At 42.3% G+C, this 14,988-nt stretch carries 16 protein-coding genes; 12 read left to right on the top strand and 4 right to left on the bottom strand.

Annotated elements, in window-relative coordinates:
* Window positions 1-35 precede the first annotated feature (35 nt).
* The 3 genes from ACFQ0V_RS05260 to ACFQ0V_RS05270 form a co-directional block, all read right to left on the bottom strand.
* Window positions 36-1,589, bottom strand: coding sequence for a BCCT family transporter (locus ACFQ0V_RS05260; protein WP_381010592.1), 1,554 nt, complete (start codon window positions 1,587-1,589; stop codon window positions 36-38).
* Between the two features lie 186 nt (window positions 1,590-1,775).
* Entirely contained in the window at window positions 1,776-1,997 is a 222-nt protein-coding gene (locus ACFQ0V_RS05265) for a DeoR family transcriptional regulator (protein WP_194561276.1), read from the bottom strand.
* A gap of 127 nt (window positions 1,998-2,124) precedes the next feature.
* Window positions 2,125-3,870 (bottom strand): GGDEF domain-containing protein, encoded by a 1,746-nt coding sequence (locus ACFQ0V_RS05270; protein WP_381010595.1) that lies wholly within the window; start codon window positions 3,868-3,870, stop codon window positions 2,125-2,127.
* 120 nt (window positions 3,871-3,990) lie between these two features.
* Here ACFQ0V_RS05270 and ACFQ0V_RS05275 point away from each other — a divergent pair, with 120 nt between their 5' ends.
* From ACFQ0V_RS05275 to ACFQ0V_RS05285, 3 genes are read left to right on the top strand one after another with little or no spacing between them, the layout of a single operon-like run.
* Window positions 3,991-4,950, top strand: coding sequence for an NERD domain-containing protein (locus ACFQ0V_RS05275; protein WP_381010597.1), 960 nt, complete (start codon window positions 3,991-3,993; stop codon window positions 4,948-4,950).
* Window positions 4,951-4,953: 3 nt separating this feature from the next.
* A complete protein-coding gene (trmB, locus tag ACFQ0V_RS05280) occupies window positions 4,954-5,595 on the top strand; it encodes a tRNA (guanosine(46)-N7)-methyltransferase TrmB (protein ID WP_381010600.1) in 642 nt (213 codons plus the stop codon).
* A 15-nt stretch (window positions 5,596-5,610) separates the two neighbouring features.
* Entirely contained in the window at window positions 5,611-6,462 is an 852-nt protein-coding gene (locus ACFQ0V_RS05285) for a YtnP family quorum-quenching lactonase (protein ID WP_381010603.1), read from the top strand.
* A gap of 97 nt (window positions 6,463-6,559) precedes the next feature.
* On the opposite strand, the gene ACFQ0V_RS05290 is transcribed toward ACFQ0V_RS05285, so the two are convergent.
* Window positions 6,560-6,874 (bottom strand): PepSY domain-containing protein, encoded by a 315-nt coding sequence (locus tag ACFQ0V_RS05290; RefSeq protein WP_194561281.1) that lies wholly within the window; start codon window positions 6,872-6,874, stop codon window positions 6,560-6,562.
* 233 nt (window positions 6,875-7,107) lie between these two features.
* On the opposite strand from ACFQ0V_RS05290, the gene ACFQ0V_RS05295 reads away from it, so the two are divergent.
* The 9 genes from ACFQ0V_RS05295 (at window position 7,108) to ACFQ0V_RS05335 (ending at window position 14,944) form a co-directional block, all read left to right on the top strand.
* The gene (locus ACFQ0V_RS05295; RefSeq protein ID WP_381011855.1) at window positions 7,108-8,166 is read left to right on the top strand and encodes a M42 family metallopeptidase; all 1,059 of its coding nucleotides are present in this window, start codon (window positions 7,108-7,110) and stop codon (window positions 8,164-8,166) included.
* 250 nt (window positions 8,167-8,416) lie between these two features.
* Complete coding sequence (locus ACFQ0V_RS05300) at window positions 8,417-9,133, top strand: replication initiator protein A (RefSeq protein WP_381010607.1); 717 nt, start codon at window positions 8,417-8,419, stop codon at window positions 9,131-9,133.
* A 61-nt stretch (window positions 9,134-9,194) separates the two neighbouring features.
* Window positions 9,195-9,410: a DUF1659 domain-containing protein gene (locus ACFQ0V_RS05305; RefSeq protein WP_381010610.1), complete on the top strand. Its 216-nt coding sequence runs from the start codon at window positions 9,195-9,197 to the stop codon at window positions 9,408-9,410.
* Window positions 9,411-9,423: 13 nt separating this feature from the next.
* Entirely contained in the window at window positions 9,424-9,639 is a 216-nt protein-coding gene (locus ACFQ0V_RS05310) for a DUF2922 domain-containing protein (protein WP_381010612.1), read from the top strand.
* A gap of 65 nt (window positions 9,640-9,704) precedes the next feature.
* A complete protein-coding gene (locus tag ACFQ0V_RS05315) occupies window positions 9,705-9,833 on the top strand; it encodes a YvrJ family protein (RefSeq protein WP_381010613.1) in 129 nt (42 codons plus the stop codon).
* A gap of 116 nt (window positions 9,834-9,949) precedes the next feature.
* Window positions 9,950-10,528: a hypothetical protein gene (locus ACFQ0V_RS05320; RefSeq protein WP_381010616.1), complete on the top strand. Its 579-nt coding sequence runs from the start codon at window positions 9,950-9,952 to the stop codon at window positions 10,526-10,528.
* Window positions 10,525-11,343 carry a DUF1444 family protein gene (locus ACFQ0V_RS05325; RefSeq protein ID WP_381010619.1) on the top strand — a complete coding sequence of 273 codons (819 nt, stop codon included), beginning with the start codon at window positions 10,525-10,527 and terminating at the stop codon, window positions 11,341-11,343. The genes ACFQ0V_RS05320 and ACFQ0V_RS05325 overlap by 4 nt, the downstream gene beginning before the upstream one ends.
* 1 nt (window position 11,344) lies before the next feature.
* A complete protein-coding gene (ytpR, locus tag ACFQ0V_RS05330; protein ID WP_381010622.1) occupies window positions 11,345-11,944 on the top strand; it encodes a YtpR family tRNA-binding protein in 600 nt (199 codons plus the stop codon).
* A 117-nt stretch (window positions 11,945-12,061) separates the two neighbouring features.
* Window positions 12,062-14,944 carry a DNA translocase FtsK gene (locus ACFQ0V_RS05335; protein WP_381010624.1) on the top strand — a complete coding sequence of 961 codons (2,883 nt, stop codon included), beginning with the start codon at window positions 12,062-12,064 and terminating at the stop codon, window positions 14,942-14,944.
* The last annotated feature ends 44 nt before the right edge of the window (window positions 14,945-14,988 follow it).

The raw sequence follows: 14,988 nt of genomic DNA on the forward strand, positions 1-14,988 counted from the left end.
CACCACTACTGAAATGAGTAGCGGTGAACCTTTTTTTAATCGTTATTATTTTCTTCGACCCTTTCTTGTAATTTTTCGAACCGTTGAATGTCCCGCTCTTCAATCGGAAGCATTTCATTTTTTAAGAGCGACAAGATGGAGAAGATGAGCAGTACTAAAATGATCGTAAACGGTAAGGCGGATACGAGAGAAGCGGTTTGTAGCGCATTGAGTCCGCCACCTGATAATAAGGCGAGGGAAGTAGCTGCAATGATCGTCCCCCAAACGACTTTATTCGCAAGCGGTGGGGTAGAAGAGCCACCTGACGTCATACTCGCTAAAATGTACGTCGCCGAATCGGCACTCGTCACTAAAAAAGTGAAAATTAAAATGATCGCAAAGCCGTTTAATAAACCGGTCATCGGCAATGTGTCGAATGTGACGAATAAAGCTTGTGTCAAATCTTGGTCGACCGCTTCCGCAATCATCGTGCCGTTATTCATATCGTTATAAAGTGCAGTCCCTCCGAATACCGCAATCCAAAACGCAGCGATGAGCGGTGGAATAATCATCACGCCTAATATGAATTCTCGAATCGTTCGTCCTTTCGAGACACGTGCGACGAATGCTCCGACGAACGGGCTCCACGCAATCGCCCAAGCCCAGTAGAAAATCGTCCAATCTTTCACCCATTTCCCTTCGACATACGGCTCTAGGCGTAAACTATACGAAACGAAATGATCGATGAAATCGCCGATTGCGAGTGTAAATGTTTCTAAAATGAAAAGGGTAGGACCTGTGAAAAAGACGAAAGCGAGTAAACCGATCGCCATCCCTAAGTTCAATGTACTTAAATATTTAATCCCTTTTTTCAATCCGGTCGTCGTTGAAAATAAGTAAGCGACCGCCATGATGATGATTAAAATCATTTGGATGAGGAGCGTTTGCGGTGTGTTAAACGCGATATTTAATCCACCATTCATTTGTAAAACACCGAGTCCAACACTCGTCGCCACACCCATCACCGTTGAAATGACCGCTAAAATATCGACGGAATGTTTCACCGTTTTATTGTGCCCAATAATTGGCGTAAGCGCTGTTGACACGAGTCCGTCTTTTTTCTTTTTAAATTGTAAAAAAGCAATCGCAAGTCCCATTAACGCGAAGACCGACCATTGGCTAATCCCTTGGTGGAAAAAAGCATACCCCATCGAAATGCGCGCAGCCTCTTCACTTTTAGAGCCGACTCCTTCAAATGGAGGAGAGAAATAATGACTCATCGGTTCGGCTACGCCCCAAAAGACGAGACCTGCCCCGAAACCTGCGGAAAAGAGCATGCCAATCCACGAGAAAAATGAAAATTCAGGTTCGCTATTTTCGTTCCCAAGCTTAATGGAGCCGTAAGAAGTGAACGCAAGCCCGAGTAAAAAGATGACGATTGCAAAAATCGCAAGTAAATAAAACCAGCCGAAATACGTCGTTGTCCAATTAAATAAAGCGTCTGCAATATCTTTGAATTGTTCCGAAAACAGTAAACCGAATGTAATTAATAAAATTAAAATAGTTGAGGAAATGAGAAAAACAGGATGTTTTAAGAAGTGACGGTTCATTGAAAGCCACCGCCTAGTATGTGAGGTTCTTGATTAGAAAAAATGTGAGCCAACTCCTTTATATTTTTAATAAGTATAAACTTACCATTTTTAATTTAAAAATTCAAATTATACATTGTAAAAATTTATAAAAAAATAAAGGTAACGAACAAAAAAAGCTGCTACGCGCAGCTTTTCATGGTCACATTATGATGAAAGTTCGACTTCGATTTCAGTTGTTGTCCACTGTCCGCGCGTTGGACTTTTAATGAGCTCATTATATTCGAGTACATTTAAGTCGCGCTGGACTGTGCGTGCTGTGACGCCGAATTCCTCAACAATTCGATCCGTTGTAACAACCCCATTGTCCAAAATAAAGAAATACACATCTTTGACACGTCGTAACATCCTGTCTGTTGAATTACTCATCGCATTCACCTTCCGTCGTTTTTTCGCTTGATGCAAATGAACTCCGTCTACACTATGAAATCGATTCGTCCTTTCATTATTAGTATACCTTATTTTGACAAAAAAGTTGTAAAAAACGTGTTAAAAATTATCGTTCAATCAGTAAATAACTGCCGAATTGCTGTTTACACACTTTTTTTAATTCACTCGCGCGTTCCGCAAGTTTATGCAAACTGTTAAAATGAGCAGTTTGCACGCCAGCGACTGAAATGGAAAGAAGCGGGAATGTTTCTTTTTCGCCGTGACGATTCGTCGCTTGAATATGACCCGTTTCGTAATCTTCTTCGCGGTAAAAAGAAGGGACGATGTCATCGAATTTTTCAATGATGGCTTTTCCTAACTGTTCGGCTTGATCTTGTGTCGTCATGAAAATGAAGTCATCTCCACCGATATGGCCGATGAAATCGAGAGGAGAGGCGATTTTTTTCAAAATGCGAGCGACTGCTGTAATGACATCATCCCCATTTTCGAAGCCGTACACGTCGTTATACGGTTTGAAATTGTCTAAATCGATGTATAAAACTGTGCACCCCTCGTCATCTTCGATATTCCGTTGAATTTGTTGTTCAATCATTAAGTTACCTGGTAATTCGGAGAGCGGATTTAAATGTTTCGCAAAGTTAATTTCGATTTGAATCGTCTGTTCTAATAAATCTTTCACAGTGACGGTCCCGTAGTAGTCGTTCTTTTTCGTCACCGTAATAAAATCGTACAATTGGTCGTCTGTTCTCATCATTGCGAGTTTTGAGACGATATTAATAGGAGTTGAGCGGTCGACGGAAATGAAGTCAGTTTGCATAATTTCGCTCACAGGTTTATCGCTATACAAGCTATATCCGAAAGGTCCGCTCAGTGCGGCATATAGCCTTTGCTTCGTCACGACTCCGAGAATTTTGCCATCTTTCTCGACGCACAGCCCGTCGACGAGTAAAGATTTAAAAATCGTCGCCACTTCTTTGATGACAGTCGTCGGTTGAACAGTCGGTGTCGCTTTCGTAATTTGTTCGACAGAGGTCGAAATAATTTGTGTCGGTTCGAGATTGCTTTTTTGTTCGTTTTCTCGGATGATAATAGTGTGAACCTCCTCATTGCGAGGCTCTTTTTGTGGAGAAGGACGTTGGATGAGATACCCTTGTCCGTAATGGATGCCAAATTTAATTAAAGTTAACAGTTCAGCCGTCGTTTCAATTCCTTCTGCAATGATGAAAATATTCGCTAAATTCGCAAAGTCTACTAAGCTTTTCACGAGAGATTGCTTCGTTTCATCGTGATCGATATTGCGAATTAAATGCATATCTAATTTCAAAAAATGAGGATGGACGTCTGTAATAATATTTAGCCCAGAATATCCCGACCCGACGTCATCGATCGCGACACGGTATTGTTGGTTTTTATAATGGTCGACCGTTTGTTGGAAGTGAGCGATGTGACGAATCGCTTCTTTTTCTGTAATTTCAAAAACGATCGCATCCGGATCGATGGAAAACTGGCTTAAATAATCTTTCGTAAACCCTTCACGAAAGCGAATATCACTCATAATGTTCGGGTTGACGTTCAAAAATAATTTCCCTTCCAACTGAAGGTTCGCATAACGTTCGAGCGCTGTCGTGCGGCAAAGGAATTCAAGTTCCCAAAGACGTTGTTGTTCGGTCGCAAATTCGAAAAGCACTTCAGGATTGACGAATTTTGTTTGAGCTGGTCCACGACACAGTGCTTCATAGCCATATATTTCTCCGTTTTTTAATGAGATAATAGGTTGGAAGACTGTTTGGACGTTGCGCTCTGTTAAAATAGATTCAAAGCAAGCGCAGTCGTCAAAGATTTTTACTACCATAATTCAAAAACCCCCTAATAAATATCGAACATACATAATGCAAGCTTATATGAATTGATTTACTTATATGTTAAAGGAATGTAAAGATATCGTAAAAAAATGTAAAACTGAGGTGTAATAATGGCTCAATTAATAAAAATATTAGATTATGTGTCACGTTACGAAAATGATTTATCCCACTATACGACACAATTTATTCGTTTAAAGCGTTATCAATGGGATCGTTTAAAATTACAATGGCAAAATCAGAAAGACGGCTTTTTCTTTGAGGAAGAAGAGGAAGAGATTGAAGAAAAACCGACATTATTTCAATCGATTGCGCGTCGTTTTAAAAAAGCTCCTGAGCGAGAGGAAGAAGAGGAACGGGTCGATGAAGACATTTTGAATCAGTTCGATCCTTTCGTTCCAGGATCTGCAAATTCGATTGAACAATTGAAGCGCCAATATACGGAGCAGTTGTATGATTTTCAGTTGAAATGGGCGAGTTCAACATTGCTTTCACGTTCCACGATCCATGCGAAATATCGTCGAGATACGTTAATGAAACAGTTTACACAACGGCTACCTGACAATTTTTTAATGATGTATGAACCGATCATTCAAATTAAAAAAGCGCCAGTTGAGATGAATATACTCTTGCTCACGCCCGTACAATGTTATACAATCACCGTACTTGAGCACGAAGATGTCGCAGCTTTCATCGGAGGAAGTGAACGTTTTTGGGTGAAGAAATATGGTGAACATGAACAGAAATTGCTCAATCCACTCATTGAACTAAGTCGTAATGAGTCGATCGTGCAACAAATTTTTCAGGAGGAAGAAATTGAGCTTCCGATTAAAAAAGTGTTGCTTTCACGCAATGGGTATATCGATTATCCAGGAGTGCCTTTCGATACGACGATTATCGATCGTCGCACATTCGATGAATGGTTCGAACAGTTGCGTCGCCAATCGACAGCTCCGATGAAACTTGCGCAATATCGTGCAGCAAATCGTCTATTGCAACTTTGCCAGACGACTGCAGACAGTATGCTTTTCCCGACTGAGGAAGAGGATGTAGAAGAAAGTGAGGAAATTTAAATTATGCGTTTACGCCATAAACCGTGGGCTCTTGATTACTTACAAGAAAATGACCACATCGCAAAATTACAACCAGAACAATTGAAAGGAAAGTGGGCAGAAGAGTTTGGGAACGACCATCCGATTCATATCGAAGTCGGTACGGGGAAAGGTCAATTTATCGCTAATATGGCGAAAAATAATCCAAATGTCAACTATATCGGCATCGAGCATTTCGACAATGTCGTCGTCTCTGCAGTAGAAAAAGCGATTGAATTAGGGACGCCTTCAAACTTGCGTTTAATTCGAGGCAATGCGGAGAAATTAGAAGAGATGTTTGACAAAGGGGAAGTCGCGCTCGTCTATTTAAATTTTTCAGACCCTTGGCCGAAAGCGCGTCACGAAAAGCGCCGCCTCACGTTTAAAACATTTTTAACGAGATATCGGAACGTCATGCCAGACGGTGGCGAAATTCATTTCAAAACGGACAACCGTGGATTATTTGAATACTCGCTCGTCTCAATGACGAATTATGGGATGCAATTGCTCGACGTTTCGCTCGACCTTCACGAAGATGATGTTCCAGACAATGTTATGACGGAATATGAAGAGAAGTTTTCGGAAAAAGGGCATCCGATTTATCGTTTAGAAGCGAAATATGAATAAAAAGGGGATGGAGAAATGGATGTATGGAAATTTCACGACGTAACATTTACTTGGTTGGACGGGGGACTTTGTTATTTAGATGGGGGCGCGATGTTCGGCGTCGTACCGAAAGCGCTTTGGAGTCGAAAATATCCAGAAGTTGAAAACAATACGATTCCGCTCCGAACGGATCCAATTTTAGTAGAAGTAGGCGGGAAGTACGCACTCATCGATGCAGGGGTCGGCTATAATAAATGGCCGGATAAAACGAAGCGCAATCTCGGCATTCAGTCTGAATCACGCGTCGAGCAAAGTTTAGGGGAACTCGGCTTGACGCCCGAACAGATCGATATGATTTGGATGACCCATATGCATCATGATCATGCGAGCGGTTTGACGAAGCGTGACGGTGATGGATGGACGTCGATCTATCCGAATGCGGATATTTATGTTTCACAAACGGAATGGGACGAGTTGCGCAACCCGAACATTCGCTCACGCAATGCGTATTGGCGCGAAAATTGGGAGCCACTCGTCTCGCAAGTGAAAACTTTCGACAAAACGTGCACCGTCGCACCTGGTGTGACGATGGAACATACGGGAGGACATAGCGACGGGCATGCGGTCATTCGTATCGATCGCGAAGGAGAAACAGTCATCCATATGGCAGATATTATGCCGACGCATGCGCATCAAAACCCGCTTTGGGTGCTCGCGTATGATGACTATCCGATGACGTCGATTTATGCGAAACAACGTTACATGGAAGAAGCGTTAAACAATCAGTATCGCTTCATTTTTTATCACGATGCGATTTATCGCATGGTACAATTTAGCGAAGACGGTCGCTCGATTACGGAATCACTCGAGAGCACAGCACCTCGCTAATTCAAAACCCGCCTACTCATGAGACGACTCGATAGTAGGCGGGTTTTGAATGAAATAAAAAATAGCGCAACGAATGCTGCGCTATTTTTTGTCGTGCTTATTTTTCTGTAACGTTTAAAAGTGTACCTGTTTTTGCGTCCGCAACGAATTCGAACTGTTGTAAGTTTCCGTTGTCGAGACGTGTAATTCCACCGCGGTATACTTCAGTCGTTAAAATACCGTTTTGGTATTCTTCCGGCTGCATAACGATCCAAGAACCTTCGATTGGACCTTCTTTTAAGAACGCGTTTTTCACTTCATTTAAAACGTTGTCCGCTGGCGCATATTTCGAAATTTGCGTCATCGCTTGTTGAACAGCGATTGTCGCTGCCACACCTGTTGCGATCCCGAGAATAAAATCTTTTAATTTCATCTGTATGACCTCCTAAAAAGTTTGAACTCATTTCTATTTTACCATAGTTGTATCAAAAAGCGTTAAGGACATCTCTTTTCAATAAGAAAAAAATCCATTTTCCTTACAAATTTTCAACAAGTCGATATATTTCGTTTTCCGAAAGACTTAAGTAGAAATTTGACGAAAAATTGCGTACAATGAAGAAGACTAAACTGGAGGAGGCAATTTTTTTGAAACAAGATACGTTAAATATGTTTAAAACATTAACAGAATTACCAGGTGCACCAGGGAACGAATACCTCGTGCGCGACTACATGCGTCAAGAGATGGAGCCGCTCGTCGACGATATCATTCAAGACGGACTCGGAAGCATTTTTGGCGTGCGTAAAAGTGAAGAAGCGGACGCGCCAACGATTATGGTAGCGGGCCATATGGACGAAGTAGGCTTCATGGTAACAGGCATTACAGATAACGGTATGATTCGTTTCCAAACGCTCGGCGGTTGGTGGAGTCAAGTGCTTCTCGCACAACGCGTTCAAATTATTACGGATGAAGGACCAGTCATCGGGGTAATCGGCTCGATTCCTCCACATTTATTAAGCGATGAAGTGCGCAATAAACCGATGGACATTAAAAATATGTTGATCGATGTCGGTGCGGACGACAAAGCAGACGTAATGGACAATATGGGCATCCGTCCAGGACAACAAATTTTACCGATTTGCCCATTCACGCCGATGAAAAACCCGAAAAAAATTATGGCGAAAGCTTGGGATAACCGTTACGGCTGTGGACTTGCGCTCGAATTGTTAAAAGAAGTGAAAGACGACAAGCTTCCGAACCATTTATATTCAGGAGCGAACGTCATGGAAGAAGTCGGTCTTCGCGGTGCACAAACAGCAGCGAACATGATTAAGCCGGACATCTTCTTCGCACTCGACGCGAGCCCAGCGAACGACGCATCAGGCGATAAAAACCAATTCGGACAACTCGGAGAAGGGTTCTTACTCCGCATTTATGACCGAACGATGGTGACACACCGCGGACTTCGCGAGTACATTCTCGACACAGCGGAAACGAACAACATTCCGTATCAATACTTCATCTCTCCAGGTGGAACAGACGCAGGACAAGTTCACGTATCGAACGAAGGAGTGCCGAGCGCAGTCATCGGACTTTGCTCACGTTACATTCATACGCACGCTTCAATCATCCATACGGATGACTACGCAGCAGCGAAAGAAATGATCGTGAAACTCGTCCGTTCACTCGACCGTACGACAGTCGAAACGATTAAACAAAACGTATAATTTGCAGAAAGCACTTTTCATTCAAAATCGGATGAAAGGTGCTTTTTCATTACATAAAAAGCAACATCACCATTTATCATTTTTCAACGAACATTCACTCACCCTTTTTGCGACGGTGAGTTTTTTGTCGTCCGTTCGTTAAAAAAGACGACGTCGGATGTCCAAAAATGACACACAAAATATAATCATACAAGTAGAACGATAAAAAATAAGAAACGTCACCGATACGTTTTGAAAGGAATGAGCCAAATTGTATCGATACGCCTTTTATCAATTGCCACATTTTTTCTTTACGACAGCACCGTACGATCAACTTAGTTTACAAGCGAAAGTGATGTGGAGCTTACTTCGTCACCGACACGAGTTATCGGTGAAAAACGGATGGAAAGATAGCGAAGGAAAAGTGTACGTCATTTGTACGAATGATACGTTAGGGAAATGGCTAGGGATCAAAAGTAGACAGACGATTGCGAAAGTAAAACGCGAGTTAAAAGCGATTGATTTATTGAAAGAAAGACGAAGAGGAAATAATGAGCCGAATTATTTATACGTTTTATTTCCGAAAAAAGTACAAGGGTTGAATATTACTGATGATTTAGTGGATGAAGGACAACATGAACGACAGAAGAAAAAAGAACAGTTGGAAGAAGAAGCGTTTTACAGTTCAACCGAATTACCAGAGCGCATTCGAGAAACGATACGCCTGTATAGCCACACACCTGAAGATGCGAAAAGATATTATGGCATTATGAACGGAGCGAAACGTAAATTTTCAATGCGAGCGAATTTTCCTGTTCGCTGGGAAGAAGATGAACAATTAGAAAGAGAAGTATGTCGTTCATTCATTCGAGCTGTGCGCCATATCGAACATTCCGGCGAAGTGAGAAGTCCGTCTGGTTACTTGTATGAAGCGATTTATTTCACGTTGTTTAAATGGTTTTCAAGCAACTATCCGCATCTTTTATAAAAAAGAGTCCAGATTGAAACCGCTCCTCGGAATATAGGAGGTGTAGAAAGGAGGGAGTGCGATGATGCAGTTTCATTTTAAACGTCAAACGTTAAAATGCACGTATGAAAATGGCTTGAACGATGAAGGAAAAGAAGTCTTCCGTTCTAAAACGTACGCGAACGTCAATCCAGAAGCGGATGCCAATTCATTACGTCAAGCGGCGAATGCTCTGTTTTCATTGAGTGAACGCGCTTTGTTCCAAGTGGAAACGAGCCAAACGTCAGAAATTTATTAAGGAGGAATAATTGATGAAAGAATTACAACTCGTCTTTTTAACGTCACTCGGGAAACGTGTCACGTATGCGATTCCTGATCCGCGAGAGTCGGTGACGGAAGAAGAAGTCGTCGATGTGATGCAGGAAGTGATCGCGACGAACGCTTTCGTCATTGACGGCGCAGCGTTAACAGAAGCGCTCGAAGCGAAAGTAGTCGCTCGCGATACGTCCGTCATCTATGCACGCTAAAGAGAAGCCGAATGAGAGCCGAGCGCTTTCATTCGGCTTTTTCGTGTAAGAAAGGAGTGAGAGGCATGAATGAATTTTTACAGTTTATCGAAACAATCGGGTTTCCAATATTTTTATCCTTTTATTTATTGCACCGCATTGAAGAAAAACTGACGGCCATTCATCATGCACTATTAGAAACGAATCAGAAATGACCGAAAAGCGCAAGTTGCTACAATAATGTAGGCTTGCGCTTTTTTAAGTCGACAAGTTTGCATACGTTTCCGACTCGCTTTAAAATGAAAAGACGAATATGTAGAGGAGCGTGCTTATGAATAAGAAGTTAATACTCGGCTTACTGTTAACATTTACTTTTCTTCTCGCAGCGTGTAATGCGACGACAGAAGAAGGAGCGGATGCCGCGTTCGAAAAGATGGATGAGCTCGTAAAAGAACCGATTCCAGAAACGAATGAAACGATCGGTCATTATCAACTATACGTTCCAGAAAAGTTTGAAATGAAGGAAGAAGTTGACGAGTTTAATATTTTATTTGAAAAAGGAAAAAACCCGTACATTTTATTTGTCAATCCGAATGAAGATGAAAGAAGTAAACAGTTGTACGAAACGACGATTGAAAAAACAGAAGGCGAAATTACGAAAGTGTACGAGCAAGACGGTCAATTTATGTACGTGATCGTCACGCAACTCGATGACAATCGTTCAGAACTGACAGTCGGTGTCGGTGGAAGAAAGTTAACGACGTACGACAAAAACAAAAAGCTCGCTAAAGCGGTAGAGCCGATGGTACAACTCATTCGTTCTTTAGAAATTATGGAAGAAGAGAATGACGTAGAACCTGAAGAAAAGCCGTTAGAAGAGCTGAAAGAAGAAAAGGATGAAGCAGCTTGAAACCATTAGAAATTATCGAAGCATTGAAACAAAAAATCGAAATGGCAGATCAGCTCGATTGGGATTATAACCGAAAAGAAGAGCGTGTGAAAATTACCCATCGTGAATGGCATCAAGGATTAACGCTCGGCATTTCAGAAATTAGCGCGAAAATTACTGCACGTGGAGTTGAAGCGTTAGACGAAGTCGTCTATATTATTAATGAAACATTTCGCTCGATGGCACGCGAACGAGCGGAAGGGTTTAACGGAGAAGAAGCGGTCGTATTACCGGTCATTCGTTCGACATCATTTCCCGAGAAATCAAAAGAAGGTCATCGTTTCATTACGGAATATCATACAGCGGAGACGCGCATTTATTACGCGCTCGATTTAGGCTCGACGTACCGTTTAATCGATGAACACGTTTTAGCGCAACTCGGCATGAGTGAAGAACAATTGAAAGAACGTGCCTTATTTAAAGCGCAAGCATTACCGATCGAGATGAAAGAAGATGAAGTGGACGGCAATATTTTTTATTTTCTTAATATGAACGACGGTTACGATGCGACACGTATTTTAAATCGCGCGTTTTTAAAAGAGATGAGCGAAAAAGTAGAAGGCCATATGACAGTATCCGTGCCACATCAAGACGTGTTAATTATCGGTGATTTACGCAATAACGTCGGTTATGACGTATTGGCGCAAATGACGATGCACTTCTTCACAGTCGGTACTGTCCCGATCACTTCTTTATCTTTCATTTACGATGAAGGAAAGTTAGACCCGATCTTTATTTTAGCGAAAAATCAACGAATCGAAGGAGAAGACAACTGACATGAACGTATTTTACAACCGAGCACATTTAGGTGACACATTAATGATCGATTTAGAGGATGCGACAGGAGAGCCGACAGTTGAAAAGTTTGGTGACGTCGCGGTCGTACGTATGGACGACCGTGTTGTCGGCATGAACGTATTCAATGCGAGTGAGAAATTAACGCTCGAAACGGAAGGACCGATCAAATTAACGGAAGAGTTCGTCGCACAATTAGAAGCGGTGTTAGAAAAAGAAGGCTTCACTTACAAGTTCGACGTGGACCTTTCACCGAAATTTGTCGTCGGACATGTGTTGACGCGTGAAAAGCATCCGAACGCAGATAAATTAAGCGTTTGTACAGTCGATGTAGGGGCTGAAGAGCCGTTACAAATCGTCTGCGGAGCGGCGAACGTCGATGCGGACCAAAAAGTCGTCGTCGCGAAAGTAGGCGCGGTCATGCCTTCTGGACTCGTCATTAAAGACGCAGAACTTCGCGGAGTACCTTCAACAGGAATGATTTGCTCGGCGAAAGAATTGAATTTACCGAACGGTGAACAACAAAAAGGTATTCTCGTATTGGAAGAATCACGACAAGTGGGCGAAGATTTTTTCGCATAATAGAGAGCGCTATGTGAGGGAAGTCTCACATAGCGTTTTTTTACGTAACATTTTTGAAGTCAATATCGGAACTATGATAAAATAAGTAGATGTCTGAAATTGAAAGAGTGATTAAATATGAGTTTCTTTAATAAAATAAAAAAAGTATTTCACACTGAAGACGAACGAGATGAATATATTGAGCAAGAAGAAGAACGCGCAGTCGTTCAAGAAGCACCGCAACCCGAAGTGAAACAAGTTCCGGCGAAGAAAGGCGGACGTACGAAACCGTTCACTTTTCCACTAGTAGAACGTCAACAAGACGTATCGAGAGAGCGAATGAAATGGGAAGAACGCATTCTTTGTACGGATGAATTGGAAGATTTTGTGCCACGTCCATTGTATGAAAATGAGCGTTGGCCCGGAAGGAATCATCGTTCTCGACAACAAGCGCACGTCGACCGTCAAATATTGCGAAGAAAAAAAGAGGTGAGACAAGTTCCACGACATGTAGAGCGACCGTCAAAACCTGCTACGGTGGAAGTAGAGCGTCCGAAAGTATTTGAGAGCTCACAAGAAGAGCGAAAACCATTTAAATTGAGCGATGTCCCTTCGCCGATTTACGGTTTTCAACAACCGATTCGAACGTTGCAAGAGTTAAAGGACGAACCACTCCCTTTAAAAGACGAATGGAGACAACAAGAAGAGGTTGAGAAACATCCGAATCGACCGATCGATGAAGATCAACGTTCTTACAATACTTACAAAGAACAAACGGTTCCATACGTTAAAAAATTACAAGCACATCGCATCGCTAACAGTATGAATGAAGAGAAATTGCCTTCTTCCAAACGAGATGAAAAATTAAGTGAAGCACCGTCTCCACAACGAACGAGTGCCTATGCTCCTTCTGATGAACAAGTAGGGGGAAATGATGACAATCAACGAACGGACGATGTCATTGTGCAAGAGGAGAAAAAAGTAGTCGCTGCCCCAAAAAAACCGCAAGATGTGCCTGTCAGCGAAGAACAACAGGAACGAGCTTTGCAAAATGAAATGAGCGAACGACTACGTAAAGTAGAAAAGATAGAAGATGATTTTTCAGATGAACGAACAGTATCGACTTCAACAATAGAAGAACAAGAAGAAGTCGTTGCTAATGATGAAGAGAATACGAATGTTGTCATAAACGAGACGGAAGATATCGAAGAGCCGTCAACGCCAGAAGTAGAACAGGTTGAGGTGGCAAGTACGGAAAACTTACCTAACAGCGCGTTAGAGGAAGAAATATGTCCGGAAAAGTTAGGGCATGCATTGGAAGAGCGCTTCGATCATTTAAAACAATTAGATGAAAAAATCGAACACGTATCGAATGAAATTTCGACGATGACACAATTAGAAGAAGAAAAAGAAAAAGAAGAAAAACCATCGACGATTCCATTCAATGTTGTCATGTTGAAATCAGACAAAGAGAAATTACAGAAGCGAGAGACGCTCCAACATCAAGCGACGCAATTAGAAAAACTCGTCGAACGAGCACAAGAAGATGAAGAAGAAAAAAACGTAAATAAAGTAGAAGAGGTAGCGGAAGTAAAAAAGGCCTCGGTCATTACCGAAGAGCTTTTGAAAGATTATCAATTTCCATCCCTCGACTATTTGACAGAGCCGAGTGAGAAAAAGCGAGACGATGTTTGGTTGGATGAGCAAGCTGAAATTTTAGAAGAAACGCTCGCGCATTTCAACATTGAAGCGAAAGTGGAACAAGCAGTACAAGGACCGTCTGTTACACGTTTTGAAATGACGATGGAACGCGGAACGAAAGTGAGTAAAATTCGCAATTTAACAGATGATTTAAAACTTGCTTTAGCGGCGCGCGATATTCGAATTGAAGCGCCAATTCCAGGGACGAGCTTCATCGGCATTGAAATACCAAACCGCGAGTCACATGCAGTAGAATTGCGAGAGATTTTGGAGTCAGAACCGTTTCAAAATTCAGAGTCGCCATTAGAAGCGGCGCTCGGTCTCGACATTACAGGAGAGCCGATCACGATCGATTTAAGCGAAATGCCTCACGGATTAATCGCAGGAGCGACAGGTTCAGGGAAGTCGGTGTGCATTAACTGTATTTTGACGAGCCTTTTATACAAAGCATCTCCAGATGAATTGAAATTGCTTTTAATCGACCCGAAAATGGTAGAACTCGCGCCGTATAATGGCATCGCACATTTACTTAGCCCCGTCATTACCGATGTGAAAGCGGCGACGCTCGCATTGAAATGGGCTGTCAATGAGATGGAAGAACGTTATCAATTGTTCGCCGAAGTAGGAGCGCGCAACATTGAACGTTACAATGAAATGGCGAAAGAAGACGGACAAGCGCCACATATGCCGTATTTATTAATCGTCATCGATGAATTAGCGGACTTAATGATGATGGCTCCGCAAGATGTGGAATTGTCGATCAGTCGCATCGCTCAAAAAGCACGCGCAGCAGGCATTCATTTACTCATCGCGACACAGCGCCCGAGCGTCGATGTCATTACGGGAACGATCAAAGCGAACGTACCGACACGTATCGCGTTTAGCGTTTCTTCTCAAATTGACTCGCGCACGATTTTAGATCAAGCGGGAGCGGAACGATTGCTCGGTCGTGGTGACATGTTATATGCAGAAGGAAGCGACCCTGTTCGATTGCAAGGCGCTTTCGTATCGGATAACGAAATTGAACGCATCATCGATCATGTGAAGAGAGAGCGCGATCCGCAATATGCATTCGGCGTCGATGATTTAATGAAAATCGAAATTGCAGATGAACGCGACCCGTTATTTGAAGAAGTATGTGAATATTTAATCGGTCAAGAAACGGCGAGTACATCCGCTTTACAACGTCAATTCAACATCGGCTACAATCGTGCCGCACGAATTATGGAGCAGCTAGAAGAATTGCAATTTATTTCTGAGCAAAACGGCACAAAACCACGCACAGTCTTTTTGACGGAGGAGCAATTAAGCAGACTATAAGTTCATTTTAAAATGCAAGAGAGACATGGTATACTAAACTAATA

Origin of the sequence: Savagea faecisuis (assembly GCF_042675605.1) — a bacterium.
Lineage (GTDB): Bacteria > Bacillota > Bacilli > Bacillales_A > Planococcaceae > Savagea > Savagea faecisuis.